An 18,343-nucleotide genomic window follows, 5' to 3' on the forward strand; every position below is an offset into this window, starting at 1 on the left:
CTGCAAGCGTTCTGCAAAGGGCGTTTGCAGGTATTTTGTTGGTTTAACTGGAGGCAATATGAATCTGGATCGCTACACCCAAAAAGCTCAAGAATCGCTGTTCAGCGCGCAGAGACTGGCCGAAGAACTGCACCATCAGACGATTGAACCCGCGCACCTGCTGCTGGCACTCATCCAACAGCCGGACGGCGTGGTTCCCGCGGTGGTCACCAAGGTTTCCGGCAGCACGTTGGCGCTGGCGGAGGAACTGCAAAAAGAACTGGATCAGCGCCCCAAAGTGTACGGCAGCGCCCCCAGCGAAGTGGGGCTTTCGCGCCCGGCCACGGATGTGCTCGGCGCCGCGGAGCGCTTTGCCAAGGGCATGCAGGACGATTACGTTTCGGCGGAGCATATTCTGCTGGGGCTGACCGAAAGCGCGGAGGGCAAACGCCTGGCGCAGTACGGGCTGACCCGCGACGCCGTTTTGAAGGCCCTGGCGGAGGTGCGCGGCAACCAGCGCGTCACCTCGCAAAACCCGGAGGACACCTATCAGGCGCTGGAGAAATACGGCCGCGACCTGACGGCCGCCGCGCGCCAGGGCAAGCTGGACCCCGTGATTGGCCGGGATGAAGAGATCCGGCGGCTGGTGCAAATTCTCTCGCGCCGCACCAAAAACAACCCGGCGCTGATCGGCGACCCGGGCGTGGGCAAGACCGCCATCGTGGAAGGGCTGGCCCAGCGCATTGTCAACGGGGACGTGCCCGAGGGGTTGAAGCACAAGCGCCTGGTGCAGTTGGATATGGGCGCGCTGATCGCCGGGGCCAAATACCGCGGCGAGTTTGAGGAACGCTTGAAAGCCGTTCTCAAAGAAATCACCAGCGCAGCGGGTGATATCATCCTGTTTGTGGATGAAATGCACACCGTGGTGGGGGCGGGCGCGGCCGAAGGGGCGATGGACGCGGGCAACATGCTCAAGCCGCTTTTGGCCCGCGGCGAGCTGCACCTGGTGGGGGCCACCACCCTGGACGAGTACCGCAAATATGTGGAAAAAGACCCGGCCCTGGAACGGCGCTTTCAGCCGCTGCTTGTGGAAGAGCCCAGCGTGGAAGACACCATCAGCATTCTGCGCGGCCTGAAGCAGCGCTACGAGGTGCACCACGGCGTGCGCATCACCGACCCGGCGGTCATTGCCGCGGCCACCCTCTCGCACCGCTACATCGCCGACCGCCACCTGCCGGATAAGGCCATTGATCTGATTGACGAAGCCGCCGCGCGCCTGCGCACCGAGATCGATTCCAAGCCGCAGGCTCTGGATGAGGTGGACCGCGAGGTGCTCCAGCTGGAAATTGAGCGCGAAGCCTTGCAAAAAGAGAAAGACGCGGCCTCGCGCGAGCGCCTGGAGAAGCTGGAGCAGGAGCTGGCCGATCTGCGCGAACGTTCGCGCCAGTTGAGCACGCGATGGCAGACCGAAAAAGAGGCCATTGCCGAGCTGCGCGCCGTGAAAGAAAAGGTGGAGCAGGTGCATTTGGAGATGGAACAGGCCGAGCGCCAGGCCGATTTGGAGCGCATGGCCCGCCTGAAATACGGCGAACTGCGCGAGCTCCAGCAGCGTCAGGAGGCGGCCGAGGCGCGCATTCAGAGCCTGCAAAGCCAGGGCGCGCTGCTGAAGGAAGAGGTGGACGCCGAAGAGATCGCCGGGGTGGTCAGCCGCTGGACGCATATCCCCGTCTCGCGCCTGTTGGAAGGCGAAATGCAGAAGCTGCTGCGCATGGAAGAGCGGCTGCGCCAGCGTGTGGTGGGCCAAAGCGAGGCCCTGCAGGCGGTGTCCAACGCGGTGCGCCGCGCGCGCGCCGGGCTGCAGGATCCCAACCGCCCCATCGGGTCCTTCATCTTCCTGGGGCCGACGGGCGTGGGTAAGACCGAGCTGGCGCGGGCGTTGGCGGAGTTCATGTTCGACGACGAGCGCGCCATGATCCGCATTGACATGAGCGAATATCAGGAAAAGCACACCGTCTCGCGCCTGGTGGGCGCGCCCCCCGGCTATGTGGGCTACGACGAGGGCGGACAGCTGACCGAGGCCGTGCGCCGCCGGCCCTACAGCGTGGTGCTGTTTGACGAGATCGAAAAGGCCCACGCTGAGGTCTTCAATGTGCTGCTGCAATTGCTGGACGACGGCCGTTTGACCGACGGCCAGGGCCGCACAGTGGATTTTCGTAATGTGGTTGTGATTATGACCAGCAACCTGGGCAGCGAACTGTGGATGAACGGGCAGCGCGTGGTCACCCGCGAAGCGCTGAACCACGTCTTGCAGGCGCATTTCCGCCCCGAGTTCTTAAACCGTGTGGATGAGATCGTGGTCTTTCATCCCCTGGGGCGCGAAGAGCTGGCCGAGATCATCAATATTCAACTGCGGCGGGTGGAGGCGCTGCTGGCCGAGCGCGGCTACCATCTGGAGGTGGATGCGGAGGCGCGCGCTTATCTGGCGGAGGCGGGCTACGATCCCGATTTTGGGGCGCGGCCGCTGAAACGCGCCATTCAGCGCGAACTGCAGGACCCGCTGGCTGTGCGCCTGTTATCCGGGGCGTTCCACCCGGGTGAAACGGTGCAGGTGCGGCGCGGCGCGCAGGGGCTGGAGTTCACATCGATCTCCTGACCCATCGATCAGGCTGAATAACGGCCCTGCCCTCTCCGATTTCCTTACGGGGAGGGCAGGGTTTTGTGGATTTTCGGCCGCCATCCTGTATAATGGTGCGATCATTCCCGTGCGGGAGGCGCCCAATGAAAATCCAACGTGATTCACTGCAATACTTTTTGATGCTGCTGCTGCTCTCGGCCATTTGGGGCGGCGCGTTTTTGTTCATGCGCGTGGCGGGGCCGGATTTTGGGCCGATCTTCTTGATCGCCCTGCGGGTGTGGATTTCGGCGGTGCTGCTGGTGGCCGTGGCGCATTTTGCGGGCGGGCTGCCGGATTTTCGCAAGAATTGGAAGGCGTTTCTGCTGCTGGGCGCAATCAACAACGCCATCCCCTTCACCCTCATCGCCAGTGCGGTCTTGGTGCTGAACAGCTCTATGGCTGCCATCATCAACGCCACCACGCCCCTGTTCACGGCCATTGTGGCGGCGGCTTTTGGGCTGGAACGCTTCACTGCGCGTAAAGGCTTGGGCGGTCTGCTGGGCATTCTGGGGGTGGTGATCTTGATGGGTTTCAGCCCGCTGCCCTTAAATCAGCGCACCATTCTGGCGGCCCTGGAATCATTGCTGGCAGCGGTGGCCTATGCTTTTGGCGCGGTGTACGTGCGCGCGCGTTTTCAGGGCTTCACCCCGCTGCAAGTCTCGGCTGGGCAGCTCGCCGGAGCCGGGGCGGCCATGCTGCCGGCGGCCTTCTTTTTCCTGCCGAAGGGCAGCCCTTCGACCCTGGCCTGGCTGGCGCTGCTGGCATTGGCGGTGCTGTGCACCTGCCTGGCGTATCTGATCTACTTCCGCCTGATCACCAAGGGGGGCGCCACCAAGGCCATCACGGTGACGTTTATGGTGCCGTTCTTCAGTCTCTTATGGGGGGTTCTGCTGCTGAGCGAGCCGCTCAACTGGGGCATGTTCGCCGGTCTGGCGGTGATTTTATTCAGCGTGTCGTTGGTCTTAGGCAGCCGGTCCTGAGCCGGGCGCGGGCTTTTCCCGCCCCCACCACAGCGCCAAGGCCCCCGCGCCCACCAGGGCCGCCGCGAAGGCGAACATGGTCTGCGGGCCGAGGTGCTGGTAGATCCAGCCGCCCAGGGGGGAAGAAAGCAGGGGGGCCAGACCAAACGACACCGAACTCATCAGGGCCACCACCGTCGCCGCCCATCCAGGCGGCGCGTTGCGTTCCAGCAGCACCACCGTGGACACCATGAACAGGCCGAAGCCAGGCCCGCGCAGCAGGGCCATGAGCAGGGCCAGCATGGGGGTTTTCACCACCGCCAGGCCCAGGAAGTAAGCCCCCACCAGGGCGTAGCCCAACAGCAGCGTCTTCGTGCCGCCCCAGCGCCGCACCAGCCGCCCGCTGAGGTACATGGCGGGCACTTCCAAAAAGGCGGGCAGGCCGACGGTGATGCCCACCATCTCCAGGCCGCCGCCCAGGTCGGTCATGTACACGCCCCCAAAGATGACCCCCAGCCACAGCGCGCCGCCGATGAGGAAGCTGCCGATCAGCAGGACCACGATCACGCGGTTGCTGCGGATTTCCCGCAAGGGGAAGCGCTGCGCGGGGCCCTGGGCGGGGGGTTCTTCTTCCAAAAAGCCCACCGCCAGCGCGGCCAGCAGGGCCATGACCGCTGCGGCGGGGAACATGCTCGTCGTGCCGATGCGGCTCCAAATGTACCCGCACAGGATGGCGATGATGCCGAAGCCCACCGACCCCCACATGCGCATGCGCCCGTATTCCAGCCCGTGGCGGGCGGCCATGCGCGCAGAAACGCCTTCGCCCAGGCCCACCGTGGGGCTGCGCCCCAGGGCCAGCAGAAACGACAGGACCAGCACCGCCGGAAAGGTGCGCGCCCAGGGGAAGAGGAACAGGACCACCGCCACCGCCAGGAGCGCCCCGGCCAACATCCAGCGCCGTTTGCCCAGGCGGTCGGCCCAACCGGAGTACAGGGGGGCTACCCACAACTGCAAGAAGGGCAGAATAGCCCCCAGCAGGCCGATTTGACTGCCAGTGATGCCCAGGTTCTGCAAATGCACGTTGAAAGAAGGTTCAAAGACGCCAATCACTCCCCAATAGACCGCGCTGTAGAGCGAGCCGCGCAGCATAATTGCGGCAGGTTGCATCAGGCGGGGGTTTGAAGAGTCCATACACCGGTCCATTCGGGTAAGCGCGCCCAGGCGTTGCGGCGGATGGCCTCAGCCAGTTCGGCGCCGAAGAAAAATTCTGTCCAGGCCACGGCGGTGTCCACGTCGGGGAACTGGTAATCGGTGGAGATTTGCTGGCGGACGAAGCCCCAGCGGTTTTCCAGCCAGGCGTAATATTCCGCCAGCTCCGGCGTGGGCGGCTGGGGGGTGAGACTGCCGGTGGAGAGGGTTTCCATGATGATCACCCGCCCGCCGGGGCGCACCACACGCAGCATTTCGGTCAGGATGCGGGTCATGTGGGTCTGCCAGTCCTGGGCGTACCAGGCGCGCAAGTGACCGATGGCCCACCCGGCGGTGACCACATCTGCCCAGCGGCTGGCAAAAGGCAGGGCGCGCATGTCGCCTTCCAACAAAGGCCAGCTGCCCCCCAGGGCGCTGCGCTGCACGGCCTGTTCGGCCAGCATGGCGCGGTTCAGGTCCAGCGCGGCCAGGCGCACGGGTTGGGGGTGCAGCAGCAGGGGAATGCGCCCTGTGCCGCTGCCCAAATCCAAAATCTTCAGCCCGTCTTGCGGGCCGTCCAGCCCCAGAGCGGGCAGCAGGTGCTGTTCGACGTCTTCGACAGCCACCATGCGGTGATATTCCTGCGCGCGCTGCGCGTAAATTTTCTCAAAGTGATCCATCCCGAATCCTTTTTGGGTGAAGGGGGAACTTGCTATAGGAAGTGGATTGTACCAGTTTATCGGGTTTTTTGGGAGAAAAAAGCTCTGAAAAGGAGCTGTGCCGCCGGGCGCGCCGTTCAGCCTGGGTTGACCAGCGACTCGACGGTGAACAGACGCACCCCTTCCGCCTGGGAGGCTTCTTCCAATTCGGGGGTAAAGCCGCGGCGCGCAAAGACAGCGTACTGTATGTTCTCAATGCCGTGCTCCTGCTGGAATATCTGGGCCTTTTGCTTGAGTTCGTCCAGAACCCGGGTGCCCACCGGATGAATACTCCATTTGCATTCCCCCACCAGGGCGGTTTTTTCGGTAAGGTTGACCGCTAGCACATCCATTTCCGCCTTTCGATGCCACCAGCCCCCAATCCGTTCGGGCAGAAAATCCAATTGGCCTGCCTGGGCCAGACGGCCGGTTAAGGTCACTGCTGCCTCTTCAAACGCGGCTGCGGCAAAATGATCCAGGTCGGGCTGTACGCGCTGGGTGAGAACGGCATCGGCTAGCCCCAGATCCAGGCTGCTCTGGTTGGGGTGCACATAGCGGAACCAGAAGCGCAAAAAATGATCCTCGATCTGGTACAGCCCTTTTTTGCTCTTTTCGGGCTGCGGCTCGGTGGCGGGGACGCGCCGGGTAACCAGGCGCATCTGCTGCAAAATGTCCAGGTAGCGGGCGGTAGTGTTCACATCCCCTACCCCCGCCGCCTGCGTGATCTCGTTCAGGCGCGTGCGCCCCTGGGCAATGGCCCGCAGAATGGAGAAATAATTTCGCGGCTCCCGCAGCTCTTCCATGAGCAGCAGTCGGGGTTCGTTGAACAGGGTGCCGGTTTGCGCATCCAGAATATGCTGGCGGATATTGGCGAAAATGCTCTGGCTGTCCTGAAAGATGCGCAGATAAAAGGGCATGCCCCCCACAACCGCCCAGGCGGTGAACTGGTCTTCTGCCGAATAGTGGGGATAAAAGAGTGCCGCGGAAGGAAGATCCAGGGGGCGCAGCAGTGCGCTGGCTGTGCGCCGCCCATACAGGGGGGCCTGATACCCCAAGACTTCGGTTTCCATGATGCCAATGTAGGAGCCGCACAGCACCAGCATGAGCTGTGTATCTTTGAGCTTTTCATCCCACACTTTCTGCAGGATGGAGGGTACCGCCTTGTTGCCGCTGATCAGATAGGTGAACTCATCCAACACGACAATGGGCCTGGGCTGCATGGGGAGATCGGCCAGGGCGCGAAAAGCCGCCTCCCAGGAGGGGTAGGTGAACCCCGGGAGCACTTCGGCATGCAGCAAGCCGTAGATCTGCTGTGAAAAGGTGGCTAGCTGCTCGGCGTCGCTGCTGAGGGTGGCGATGAAGAAGAGGTGCGGTTTGTCGGTGCAAAATGCGCGCAGCAGTTCGGTCTTTCCCACCCGCCGGCGGCCGTAGAGGACGAAGAGTTGCGCCTGCGCACTTTGATAGCGCTGATTCAGGAGGCCCAGTTCGGTTTTTCGGTCAATGAACACAGCACCCTCCGTCGAATCATAAAGATAATTTACGAATTATAATTATTATAATCATAATTTGTAAAAATACAAGCGAGGGAACTGGGTTTGGCGGCCTTTTGGGAGGGCTAAATGCTGCCGAAATACATGGACTGCACGAAACGGCGAGTGAAATCGGCGTAGGCGGTCAGCTCAATGTAGCGCACGCGCTGCGGCAGCGCGGCGGCCTGCTGGCGGCGCGTGCGCGAGAGCAGCATTTGGCGCGCGCCCACCCCGGCGGCGTTGCCCACCTGGAAAAAGCGCTCCAGGGGCACGGCGGGGAACATGCCCAGGCGCACCGCGCTGGGTAAATCCAGATAGGCCCCAAAGGCCCCGGCGATGACCCAGCGCTGCACGTCTTCTGCACGCAGGCCGGCTTCGGCCAGCAGAATTTCGATTCCGGCGCGGATGGCGCCTTTGGCCAGCTGAATCTCGTTGACGTCCTTGCGGGTCACCACAATGTCGCGCCCGTGGCCGGTTTCGGTGCTGGGCACCAGTACCAACTGGCTGGGACGGGAGCCGTCCGGCAGGCGCTGAAAGACCCCGCGCTGATCCAGGATCCCGGCGCCGTACAGCTCGGCCACGGCCTGCAGGATGCCCGTGCCGCACAGGCCCACCGGCGCTTTGCCGCCCACGGTGAACACCTGGGCGCGCCCGTCGGCCCAGCGCACGCGTTCCACCGCGCCGGGGGCGGCGCGCATGCCGTCGTGGATGTGTGCGCCTTCAAAGGCGGGGCCGGAGGCTGTGGAGCAGGTCAAAATCTGCCCGCCCGCCGACAGGCTGATTTCGGTATTGGTGCCGATATCCACCAGCACCTGCACGGCGGAGGGCGCGTCAAAGTCGGAGGCCAGCAGGGCGGCGGTGTGGTCAGCGCCCACGTAACCGGCGATGAGGGCAGGCAGGTGCAGCATGGCGCCGGGGGCCAGATGCAGACCGAGCGCCTCCGCGGGCAAATCCAGCGGCTGCGACACCGCGGCGATGTAGGGGGCTGTGCCCAGGGGTTCCACCGGCAGGCCACACAGGAAATGGTGGATGGCGGTGTTGCCCACCAGCACGCCTTCAACAATCTGCTCCACGGCGGCCCCGGCCTGCGCGCACAGGCTTTGCGCCAGCTGGTTGAGGCTCTCCACCAGGCGCGTTTGCAGCACGGCGCGGTTCTCGGGGGCTTTGTTGGCGTAGGCGATGCGGCTGATGACATCTTCGCCGTAGGAGATCTGCGGGTTCATGGCGGCGGCCTGACCCAGCACGGCGCCGCTTTCCAGATGGATTAAGAAGGCGGCCAGTTTGGTGGAGCCCATGTCCACGGCCAGCCCCAGGGGGGGCGTTTCGGGCGCGGAGGCGGACAGCAGGCGCGTGAACTCACCTTCATCGCGCAGGGCCAGCCGCACCTGCCCGCCGTGCGCGCGCAGCGCGCGGCTGAGGGCGTTGAGCGCGGGCAGGTTGGCGTGCAGGGGAACGGCCAGGGCTTCGGCGGCGCGGCGCAGGTCGTCGCGCAGATCCTGTTGACTGGGCAGGGGCAGGCTGAGATCCACGGCGTGCACGGCGGGATCAAAATCGGTGCGAGGGTCGTGCCCTTCGGTTTGCAGGCGCGCCTGACTGAGCAGGGATTCGGGGGGCACTTCCAGGAGCACGTCGCTGTGGGCCAGAGCCTGACAGGCCAGGCGCAGGCCCGCGCTCCGCTCGGCGGGGGTGAAGAGGGCTTCCTCGTCGGCTGTCAGCGGGCTGAGGCGGCCCTGAACCAGGCGCACGCGGCACTGCCCGCAGATGCCCATGCCGCCGCAGGCCGCCAGCAGCTCAACGCCCGCTTTTTGGGCGGCGCTCAGCAGGTCGCTTCCGGCGGGCACCTGAATGCGGCGGCCTAATGGCTCGAAATCAACGGTGACGAGTGTGCTCATGAGGGCAGACAGGCTCAGGCAGCGGGATGCACAGCCTGGGCGACGGCCTGAAGATGGGCCGGGCTGGTTCCGCAGCAGCCGCCCACCACCTGCGCCCCGGCCTGCAGCCACAGTGCGGCCTGCGCGCCCATTTCGGCCGGGCTGAGGCGGTAGATGGGATTACCTTCCGCGTCCACCTCCGGCAGACCAGCGTTGGGCTTGAACCACAGGGGCAGATCGGTGGCGGCGCGCAGTTGGCGCAGGGCCTCCAGGTTTTCATCCAGACTGCGCCCGCAGTTGATCCCCAGCACCTGAGCGCCGAGAGCGGGCAAGGTTTCGGCCACCTGAGAAGGCTTAACGCCCATCATGGTGCGTTTGCCGCGGTCAAAGCTGAAGGAGCACACCAGGGGGATCTCGACGCTGACCGAGCGCACCGCCCGCAGCGCGGCGCTGGCTTCCGTCAGATCAAACTGCGTCTCCACCACGATCAGGTCCACCCCGGCTTCCACCAGGGCGCGGGCTTGTTCGGCGAAGGCGGCCTCGGCTTGACTTTCTTCCAGCGGGCCGAGGGGTTTGAGCAGCTGCCCGGTGGGGCCGATGGAACCGGCCACCAGGGCGCCGCTGCCCTGGGCGGCCTGGCGTGCCAGTGAAACCGCCGCGCGGTTCAGTTCGGCGGTGCGCTGGCCCAGGCCGTGGCTTTCCAGGCGCAGCGAGGTGCCCCCGAAAGTGCAGGTGAGGAGGATGTCGGAACCGGCAGCGATGAAATCGCGGTGCAGGCCCAGAATTTCTTCCGGCTTTTCAAAGACCCACACTTCGCCGGGCAAGCCCACCGGCAGGCCGCGCTGCTGCAAATTGGTGCCAGTGGCACCGTCGGATACCAGAATCTTTCCGTCTTTCAGACGCTGTAAGAACGCGGGGGTGGGCATGGGGGGAACCTCCTTCAAGGGGATCAGGGAATTGTTTCCATTGTACCTGAGAATTGCATTCTTAAAAAACGCTGAACCTATTGTATTTTACTTGTCATGACAATATAATATGCATAACAGGTGCGTAGCCATGCCAACTGCCCCCAACCGCTCTTTCACCCCCTTGTACTATCAAATTGAACAGGATTTGCTGCGCCAGATTGACAAAGGTGAGCTGAAACCTGGCGACCAGCTGCCCTCCGAGGCGCAGATTTCGCGCCAGTACGGCGTCAGCCGCATCACCGCCCGCCGCGCTTTGGAGAATTTGGTGCAGCAGGGCATTGTCTACAGCCGCCAGGGGATCGGCAGCTTTGTGGCCTATGCGCGCATCCGCGAGATGTCCGGCTTCCGCAGCTTCAGCGAGGACATCACCGCCAAGGGCTACCGGCCCAGCTCGCGGGTGGTGGAACTGAGCCTGGAAGAGCCGGAAGCGGATGTGGCCCGGCGGCTGCAGCTGCCGGAGGGCGGCAAAATTTACCGCCTGCACCGTATTCGCCAGATGGACGATCAGCCGGTGGCCGACGAAGTGGCTTACCTGCCCGCCCACCTGTACCCCGGCTTAGATCAGTATGATTTCAGCAAGGCCTCGCTGTATGAGGTCTTCCGCACCCGCTACGGGATCAACCCCACCTGGGCTGACGCCGAAATTGAAGCCACCTTTGCCGCGCCGGATTTGGCCCAACGCCTGGGGCTTCAGCCTGGCGACGCGGTGTTGGTGGCGCTGCGCCAGACCTACTCCGCCACATTTGAGGTGATTGAACTTGTCCGCTCGGTGTACTGCGGCAGTCGCTTCACGTTTTTCACCGGCCGCCAATTCATCGGGTAATACCGTCCCTTTTGTTTCACCCACCCTAAGGAGGTCGTATGTTGTCCAAGTTTCGCCCTGTAATGGTTTTGTTGTTGGCTGCCCTGCTGCTCAGCCTGGTGGGCTGCGCGCCGAAAGCAGCTGCGGATGGTCCCAAGACGGTCAAAGTCTTGACCATGCAGCAAGCTGGGCCGACGCCGGAAGAAATGAACGAGATTGTGGCCAAATTCAACGAGGCCAATCCCAACATTAAAGTGGAGATCGAGTACGTTTCTTACGATGCCCTGCACGACAAGATCGCCACGGCCATGGCCACCAACCCGCCGTCCTATGATGTTGTTCTGGTTGACGATATCTGGTACGCGGAATTCGCCAAGGCGGGCTATCTGTGGGACGTGACTGCAAAGATTGACGCGCAGACCAAGGAAAAAGTCTTCGCCGCCGCCTGGGACATCACCACGGTGAACGGCACGACCTACGGTATGCCCTGGCTGTTGGACGCCAAGTACTTCTTCTACAACGAAAAGATCCTGGCCGAAGCCGGCTTCTCGGCCCCGCCCAAGACCTGGGAAGAACTGGTGGAGCAGTCCAAGGTGATCAAGGAAAAGGGCCTGGTGGAATATCCCATCGCCTGGTCGTGGGGTCAGGCGGAAGCCGTGATCTGCGATTACGTGGCCCTGTTGTTCGGCAACGGCGGTTCGCTGGTGGACGCCGAAGGCAAACCGGCTTTCAACAATGAGAAGGGTGTGCAGGCGCTGGCCTGGATGCTGCAAACCATTGAGGACGGCATCAGCAACCCGGCTTCGGTCTCCTACGTGGAAGAAGATGTGCGCAATGTCTTCTCGCAGGGCAAGGCCGCCTTCGCCGTCAACTGGCTGTACATGTACGAACTGGCCAACCTGAACGCCGACGAGTCCCAGATCACCGGCCAGGTGAAGTTTGGCCTGATGCCGGCCTTCGCGGGCAGCGGTGTGGAAAGCGCCACGATCAACGGCTCGATGGGTTTCTCGGTGGTGGATAAATCCCCCAACCGCGAAGCGGCCTGGGAGTATGTGAAGTTCCTGACTAGCGAGTCCATTCAGAAAGAGTACTCGGCCCACCTGCTGCCCGTGTGGAGCGGCAACTACGAAGGCGAGGCGCTGGATTCGTTGACCAAGCTGAACGAAGCCACCCCCGTGACCGTTCCGGCCTTCAAGGCGCAGTTCCCTTTCTCGCACGTGCGCCCCAAGGTCCCCTATTACGCGGAAGGCTCCAAGGCCCTGCAATTGGCCATTCAGGAAGCCCTGACCAAACTCAAGACCCCGCAGCAGGCGTTGGATGACGCCGCGGCCAAGTGGGTCGAACTGCAAGCCAAGTAATCCTGTACCCGACCGGGGGGGTGAGGGGCGGCCGTCCCTCACCCCTTTTTCTTGACCTAACCCTTTTGTTGACCCGTCCGGCCGATTGGGCCGCGCGGTCGTGATGGATGGTGCGATGACCCAAGCCTCAATCCCCCGCAAAACGCTCAATCTGCGCCAGCAAGAGATGCGCGACGGCATGTGGATGCTCTTGCCGGGTATTTTAATTATCTTCATCATTACCCTCATTCCAGTGCTGTATACCTTTGTGCTCAGCTTTACCAACACCCCGCTTTCCAACCCGCGCCCGCAGGATTTTGTGGGCCTGGCCAACTACCTGGCCTTCTTGAAAAGTCAGCAGTTCTGGCAGGCCATCTGGCGCACGTTTTACTTCACCGTGGTTTCGGTGGGGGCCGAGCTGGTGCTGGGGCTGGCGATCGCCTCACTGATCCACAGCCGCCCGCCGGGCTGGAAATTCCTGCGCACCAGTCTGATCATCCCCTGGGCGGTGCCCACCATCGTCAACGGGGCCTTGTGGCGCTGGATTTACAACGCCGATTACGGCGCGCTCAACGGCCTGCTGATGAGCCTGGGGCTGATCACCAAATACCGCGCCTGGCTGACCGAACCTGCCACGGCCATGAACCTGGTGATCATCGCCGACATCTGGCACAGCCTGCCCTTTGTGGTGCTCATTTTGCAGGCGGCCCTGGCCACCATTCCGGTGGAAATGGAAGCGGCGGCGGCGGTGGATGGGGCCACGGCCTGGCAGCGTTTCTGGCTGATCCGCATCCCCCTGCTGCAGCCCGCCATTTTGGTGGCGCTCATCATCCGCACGGTGGAAGCCTTCCGCGTGTTTGACATCATATACGTCATCACCCAGGGCGGCCCGGCCTTTGGCACGGTGACCATTTCCTATTTGACCTATCTGGAATCATTCTCTTACGGCCATCTCGGCTCCGGCTCGGCGATGTCCTTCTTAATTTCTCTGTTTACCCTGGCGATGGCTCTGATCTACATTCGCCTGTTCTACCGGCCGGAGGTGCGCGCATGAAACGCTATCGCAAAACGCTGCAAACCGCGGGCAAGTTGTTCCTGATGCTGCTGATCCTGCTGTTCATCTACGCGCCCCTGGCCTGGCTGCTGCTGTCTTCGGTTTCGACCCGCGCCGATCTGCTGGCCACGCCCCCGCGCTGGATCCCCGAACACCCCACCCTGCAGAATTACCGCAACATCCTCATCCCCGGCACGGCTGTGTCGGAGGTGGCGCGCACCTTCAAATACACCCTAGCCAATTCCTTCCTGGTGGCCACCGTCACCACGGTGATCTGCCTGTTTGTGGGTTCTCTGGCGGCCTATGCCCTGGCGCGCCTGCGGATGAAATACCGCGACGCGATCTTTATGGGCATTCTCAGCGTGCGCATGATCCCGGAGATTTCGCTGGTGATCCCGCTGTATGTGGCGGCGGCCTTTTTGGGCTGGCGCGACAAACCCATCATCCTGATCGTGACTTATTTAAGCTTTGCCCTGCCCTTTGCCATCTGGATGCTGACCACCTTCTTTGAGACGGTCCCCATCGAATTGGAAGACGCGGCCCTGATTGACGGCAGTTCGCGCCTGGGGACCCTCTTCCGGGTGGTGCTGCCGGTGGCGGCCCCGGGGATTGTCTCCACGGCGCTGTTCACCTTCCTGCTGGCTTGGGATGAGTTCTTCTTTGCCCTGCTGTTCACCAGCACCATCCAGGCCAAAACGGTGCCGGTGGCGATTGCGGAGTTTACCGGCCGCTATGCGGTGGACATCACCGCCATGATGACCGGCGGCGTGTTGGCGGCCTTGCCCCCTGTGATCCTGGCCCTCATCTTCCAGCGCTACATCGTCAGCGGCCTATCCGCGGGGGCGGTGAAGGGATGAGCGCAGCGCCTGAAATTACGGTGGGCGTGGATCTGGGCGGCACCAACGTCCGCGCGGGGGCTGTGACCGCGGAGGGGCAGCTTTTGGAATGGGCCGAAACCCTCATCGAGGCGCGCCGCGGGCCGCAGGCCGGGGTGGAGCGGATTGCCTCGCTGGTGGAAAAAGTATCCGCTGGCCGCAAGCTGCTGGCGGTGGGCATCGGCGCCACCGGCCCCATTGACCGGCAGCGCGGCGCCATTCAGAACCCCTACACCCTGCCCACCTGGGAAGATGTGGATATTGTCCAACCGCTGCGCCAGGCCTTTGGCGTGCCGGTGGCTTTGGAAAATGACGCCGACGCGGCTGCCTTGGGCGAGTGGTGGCAGGGGGCTGGCCGCGGCGTGCAGCGCCTGCTGGCGGTGACGGTGGGCACGGGCATCGGCACGGCCTTCATCTACCGCGGGCACATTTACCGCGGGGTGGACGGCTGGCATGGAGAGGGCGGGCATATCCGCCTGGATCCCAACGGCCCGCCCTGTTACTGCGGCGGACGCGGCTGCTGGGAAAGCCTGGCGGCTGGCCCAGCCATCGCCCGCGATTTGCAGGCGGCCGTGCGCCAAAAGCCCTCCTCGCGCATGCTGGAACTGGCGGGGGGCGAGGTCTCTCGTGTGGACGCGGCCGTGATGGCCCAGGCGGCCCGTCAGGGCGACCCGCTGGCTTTGGAATGGACGGCGCGGCTGGGGGCCATTTACGGGATGGGGCTGGTTAATTTAATCCTGCTGCTGCTGCCCGACGCGATTGTGCTGGGCGGCGGGGTGATGCGCTCGTTTGATCTTTTTGAGGAACCGATTCGCGCGGCGGCCGCCAGTGTGCAGCCGGTGGTGCCGGCCGAGCGGGTAACCATTCAACCGGCCCAATTGGGCCAGCAAGCCGGGGTGTTGGGCGCGGCCCGCGCGGCCCTCGACCTGCTTCAGGAGACGGCATGACTCTTCATCAAAACCTCTATTTGCAGGACATCTTAAGCGAACCCGAAAGTCTGCGCACCGCTTTGGATCGTTACGCGGCGCAGACCCTGACGGATGCGGCGGCGCGCCTGAAGCGTGGGGAATTTTCCAACGTGGTGCTCACCGGCATGGGCGCGTCTTACTGCGCAGCTTACCCCACCTGGCTGCGGCTGACGGCGCTGCCCATCCCCGTGTCGTGGGTGGAGACTTCGGAACTGCTGCATTACGCCCCCGGCCTGGTGAATGCCCGCACCCTGCTGGTGGTGATTTCGCAGTCTGGGCGCAGCGCCGAGATTCTCAGCCTGATCTCCGGCGAGGAGGCGGTGCACCCGGCTCTGTTGGTGGGCGTCACCAACGACCTGGAAAGTCCCCTGGCTCAGCAGGCCCAGGTGGTGCTGCCGATTCACGCCGGGCCGGAGCGCACGGTGAGCACGCGCACCTACCTGAACAGCCTGGCCACCCTGCTGTTGGCTGCCTGCCAATTGCTGGAAAGCCCGCTGGAACCGGCGCGGACGGCTCTGCGCGCGGCCGCGGACAGCGGGGAGGCTTTTTTGGCCCATTGGGAAGAACAGGTGTCGGTGTTTCGCCACGGTTTGGGGCTGCCGCAGCGCATGATCATCGCCGGGCGCGGGTCTTCTTTGGCGGCGGTGATGAACGGCTCGCTGATCCTCAAAGAAGCCGCCAAGGTGGCCTATGAAGGCATGAGCGCGCCCTATTTCCGCCACGGACCCCTGGAACTGGCGGATGAGAATTTGACCCTGTGGATGTTTGCCGGGGCGGCCAAAACCCGCGATCTCAACCGTGACCTGGCAGTAGAGGCGCAGCGTTGGGGGGCGCGGGTGCTGTGGGTGGACGATCAGCCCGACCTGGCGCTGCAAACCCTGCTGATCCCTGCGGTGGACGATTTGGCCCGGCCGTTGGTGGAGATTTTGCCCTTGCAATTGTATTCGCTGGCGGCAGCCGAACTGAACGGCATGGAAGCCGGCACCTTCCGCCGCATTGGCAAGGTGACCGACCGGCAGTAGTTTTTTACCCTGGAACGGCTTTGGAACGCCGGGGGTTGGCCTTTCGCGGGGTCAATCCCCGGTTTGCAATTCGGGGCGCAGGCTGGGGGTTTTGAGGTACATCAGGCTGAGACCGAAGGTGATGAATAGAACGATTCCGGCGGTCAGATAGGGCAGGCTGATGTTGACATCGAATAAACTGCCCGCCCACAGCGGGCCGACGATGCGCCCCAGGCTCATGAAGGCGTTGTTTAACCCCATCGCCATGCCCTGCCCCATATCCGTGCTTTTTGAGACATCGGAGGAGATAGTGGGGCGCAGCATGGCATTGCTGAAGACGAAAAAGCCCACCGTCAGCAGCACGCTGGTGTAGCTTTTGGCCTGCAGCATGAGGATAAAGCCGACGGCCGAGGCCAGCAGCGAGGCTTTGATGATCCAGTTCTCGCCCAGGCGGCGCGTGGCCGGGCCGGTGAGCACGCCCTGGATGACGGTGGAGACGATGCCGATAACCATCATGATGGTACCCACCTCAGCCGGGCCGTAATCAAAGCGGTGCTTGGCAAACAGGCTGAAAATACCCTCAAAGTTGGCCAGGGCGAAGTTGACCAGGAAGGACAGAAAGAACAAAAAGCCCATCGGCCCCCACAGCGATTTCCACATCAGGCCGAGCTGCGGACCCGCATAGGCAGTTTTGGCGCTGCGCTTTTCAGCGGGCAGCGATTCGGGCAGTACCCACCACACCAACACCAGCGCCGCCGTGGAAAGGGCTGCCGCCACGAAAAACGGCATAGAGAGCGAGTAACTGCCCGCCCAGCCGCCGATGCCGGGGCCTAAGATCATGCCCACGCCCATGGCTGCGCCGATGACGCCCATGCCGCCGCCGCGGTTTTTATCGCTGGTGCTGTCGCTGATATAGGCCATGGTGGTGGGCAGGGTGGCCGAGGAGAGAATGCCGGAAAGCGCCCGCGCCGCGATGAGCATCCACAGCGAAGTGGACAGGCCAAAGAAGAGCTGAGCCAGGGCGTTGCCCAGCACGCCGATGAGAATGACCGGTTTGCGGCCAATGCGGTCAGATAAACCGCCCCAGATGGGCGAGAAGATGAACTGCATCACGCTGAAAATAGCCATCAGCACGCCCAGGGCAGTGCCGTTGGCTCCCAGGTTCTCAGCATAGAAGGGCAGAATGGGGATGATGATCCCAAAGCCCAGCATGACCACGGCCATGGTAAAAAATAAAATGGCCAGATTGCGATTGATCTTCATACCAACACCTGTATGCGCCCAAGATTTTAAAATTACTTCGTACAGCTAACTAATTCGTCCGCTATTGTATGCCAATCACCCCCCGGCGTCAAGGAGAGCTTACGCACATAAAAATGCACCCCAACCCGAAGGCTGAGGTGCATTGGTTGGTTTTCAACGTTCTGCTTACTGGGGCGGCAGGATGACCGTGTCAATCACGTGGATCACGCCGTTGGAGGCTTCGATATCGGTGAGGATCACCTGCGCGTCGTTGATGTAGACCTTGCCGTCTTCGACCTTGATAGTCACTTTCTGGCCCAGAACGGTCTCGGCTTCGCTGAGTGTCACCACGTCGGCGGCCATGACCTTACCGGCAACCACATGGTAGGTGAGGATGTCCACCAGTTTCTGCTTGTTTTCCGGCTTGAGCAGGTCTTCAATCGTACCGGCGGGCAGCTTGGCGAAGGCCTCATCGGTGGGGGCGAAGACCGTGAAGGGGCCTTCCCCTTGCAGGGTTTCCACCAAACCAGCGGCAGTCACCGCGGCCACCAGGGTCTTGAAGCGTTCATCACCGGCGGCGATGGCCACAATGTCTTTCTTTTCCATCTCAGCGCCGCTCATTTCATCCGCAGGGGGCAGCAGCACCGTGTCAATCACGTGGATCACGCCGTTGGAGGCTTCAATGTCGGTGAGGACGACCTTGGACTCGTTGACCATCACGCTGTCGCCTTCCACCTTGACGGCCACTTTCTTGCCCAGGACGGTTTCGGCTTCGCTGAGCTTGACCACATCGGCAGCCATGACCTTACCAGCAACCACGTGGTAGGTGAGGATGTCCACCAGCTGCTGCTTGTTTTCCGGCTTGAGCAGCTCTTCTACCGTGCCAGCGGGCAGCTTGGAGAAAGCTTCGTCGGTGGGGGCAAAAACGGTGAAGGGGCCTTCGCCCTGCAGGGTTTCCACCAAACCGGCGGCGGTCACCGCGGCCACCAGGGTCTTGAAGCGTTCGTCACCGGCAGCGATATCCACGATGGTCTTGGGCGGTTCCGGGGTCGGTTCCGGCATGGGCGCCTCGGTGGGGCTGGTGGTGGGGCGCTTTTCGGTGAGGTTCGCCCTGCGCGGGCTGATCACCCCGCTGCCTTTTTTACTGATTCTGGCCGTATTGCAAGTATTCTTGAACGCGGTTCCAGATGAGGGCCGG

General features: G+C 63.0%; 15 protein-coding genes. 8 read left to right on the plus strand and 7 right to left on the minus strand.

Annotation, left to right across the window (positions count from 1 at the left end; all coding sequences use genetic code 11):
* Positions 1 to 58 precede the first annotated feature (58 nt).
* The gene (gene clpB / locus ADN01_RS09130) at positions 59 to 2,632 is read left to right on the plus strand and encodes an ATP-dependent chaperone ClpB (RefSeq protein WP_062419725.1); all 2,574 of its coding nucleotides are present in this window, start codon (positions 59 to 61) and stop codon (positions 2,630 to 2,632) included.
* A gap of 125 nt (positions 2,633 to 2,757) precedes the next feature.
* A complete protein-coding gene (locus ADN01_RS09135; RefSeq protein ID WP_062419724.1) occupies positions 2,758 to 3,633 on the plus strand; it encodes a DMT family transporter in 876 nt (291 codons plus the stop codon).
* Here ADN01_RS09135 and ADN01_RS09140 read toward each other — a convergent pair.
* From ADN01_RS09140 to ADN01_RS09160, 5 genes are all read right to left on the minus strand, one after another.
* Complete coding sequence (locus ADN01_RS09140) at positions 3,616 to 4,779, minus strand: MFS transporter (protein WP_160318404.1); 1,164 nt, start codon at positions 4,777 to 4,779, stop codon at positions 3,616 to 3,618. The genes ADN01_RS09135 and ADN01_RS09140 overlap by 18 nt on opposite strands.
* Positions 4,779 to 5,480: a class I SAM-dependent methyltransferase gene (locus tag ADN01_RS09145; protein WP_062419722.1), complete on the minus strand. Its 702-nt coding sequence runs from the start codon at positions 5,478 to 5,480 to the stop codon at positions 4,779 to 4,781. Before ADN01_RS09145 ends, ADN01_RS09140 begins: the two co-directional genes overlap by 1 nt.
* A 116-nt stretch (positions 5,481 to 5,596) precedes the next feature.
* Positions 5,597 to 7,006 carry an ATP-binding protein gene (locus tag ADN01_RS09150; protein WP_062419721.1) on the minus strand — a complete coding sequence of 470 codons (1,410 nt, stop codon included), beginning with the start codon at positions 7,004 to 7,006 and terminating at the stop codon, positions 5,597 to 5,599.
* A 107-nt stretch (positions 7,007 to 7,113) separates the two neighbouring features.
* A complete protein-coding gene (locus ADN01_RS09155) occupies positions 7,114 to 8,919 on the minus strand; it encodes an ASKHA domain-containing protein (protein WP_062419720.1) in 1,806 nt (601 codons plus the stop codon).
* A gap of 14 nt (positions 8,920 to 8,933) precedes the next feature.
* Positions 8,934 to 9,824: a homocysteine S-methyltransferase family protein gene (locus ADN01_RS09160; protein ID WP_062419719.1), complete on the minus strand. Its 891-nt coding sequence runs from the start codon at positions 9,822 to 9,824 to the stop codon at positions 8,934 to 8,936.
* Positions 9,825 to 9,954: 130 nt separating this feature from the next.
* Between ADN01_RS09160 and ADN01_RS09165 the strand changes: the two genes are divergently transcribed.
* From ADN01_RS09165 to ADN01_RS09190, 6 genes are all read left to right on the plus strand, one after another.
* Entirely contained in the window at positions 9,955 to 10,689 is a 735-nt protein-coding gene (locus tag ADN01_RS09165) for a GntR family transcriptional regulator (protein ID WP_062419718.1), read from the plus strand.
* A 38-nt stretch (positions 10,690 to 10,727) separates the two neighbouring features.
* On the plus strand, positions 10,728 to 12,026 hold the full coding sequence (locus tag ADN01_RS09170; RefSeq protein WP_062419717.1) for an extracellular solute-binding protein: 1,299 nt from the start codon (positions 10,728 to 10,730) through the stop codon (positions 12,024 to 12,026).
* 115 nt (positions 12,027 to 12,141) lie between these two features.
* Complete coding sequence (locus tag ADN01_RS09175; RefSeq protein ID WP_062419716.1) at positions 12,142 to 13,059, plus strand: carbohydrate ABC transporter permease; 918 nt, start codon at positions 12,142 to 12,144, stop codon at positions 13,057 to 13,059.
* Complete coding sequence (locus tag ADN01_RS09180) at positions 13,056 to 13,916, plus strand: carbohydrate ABC transporter permease (RefSeq protein WP_075071088.1); 861 nt, start codon at positions 13,056 to 13,058, stop codon at positions 13,914 to 13,916. The genes ADN01_RS09175 and ADN01_RS09180 overlap by 4 nt, the downstream gene beginning before the upstream one ends.
* A complete protein-coding gene (locus ADN01_RS09185) occupies positions 13,913 to 14,881 on the plus strand; it encodes an ROK family protein (RefSeq protein WP_062419715.1) in 969 nt (322 codons plus the stop codon). Before ADN01_RS09180 ends, ADN01_RS09185 begins: the two co-directional genes overlap by 4 nt.
* A complete protein-coding gene (locus ADN01_RS09190; RefSeq protein ID WP_062419714.1) occupies positions 14,878 to 15,924 on the plus strand; it encodes an SIS domain-containing protein in 1,047 nt (348 codons plus the stop codon). Before ADN01_RS09185 ends, ADN01_RS09190 begins: the two co-directional genes overlap by 4 nt.
* Before the next feature lie 51 nt (positions 15,925 to 15,975).
* On the opposite strand, the gene ADN01_RS09195 is transcribed toward ADN01_RS09190, so the two are convergent.
* Entirely contained in the window at positions 15,976 to 17,166 is a 1,191-nt protein-coding gene (locus ADN01_RS09195) for an MFS transporter (protein WP_062419713.1), read from the minus strand.
* Positions 17,167 to 17,331: 165 nt separating this feature from the next.
* Positions 17,332 to 18,207 carry a fasciclin domain-containing protein gene (locus tag ADN01_RS09200; RefSeq protein WP_082142974.1) on the minus strand — a complete coding sequence of 292 codons (876 nt, stop codon included), beginning with the start codon at positions 18,205 to 18,207 and terminating at the stop codon, positions 17,332 to 17,334.
* Between the last annotated feature and the right edge of the window lie 136 nt (positions 18,208 to 18,343).

Origin of the sequence: Levilinea saccharolytica (assembly GCF_001306035.1) — a bacterium.
In the GTDB taxonomy this organism is placed as follows: Bacteria; Chloroflexota; Anaerolineae; order Anaerolineales; family Anaerolineaceae; genus Levilinea; species Levilinea saccharolytica.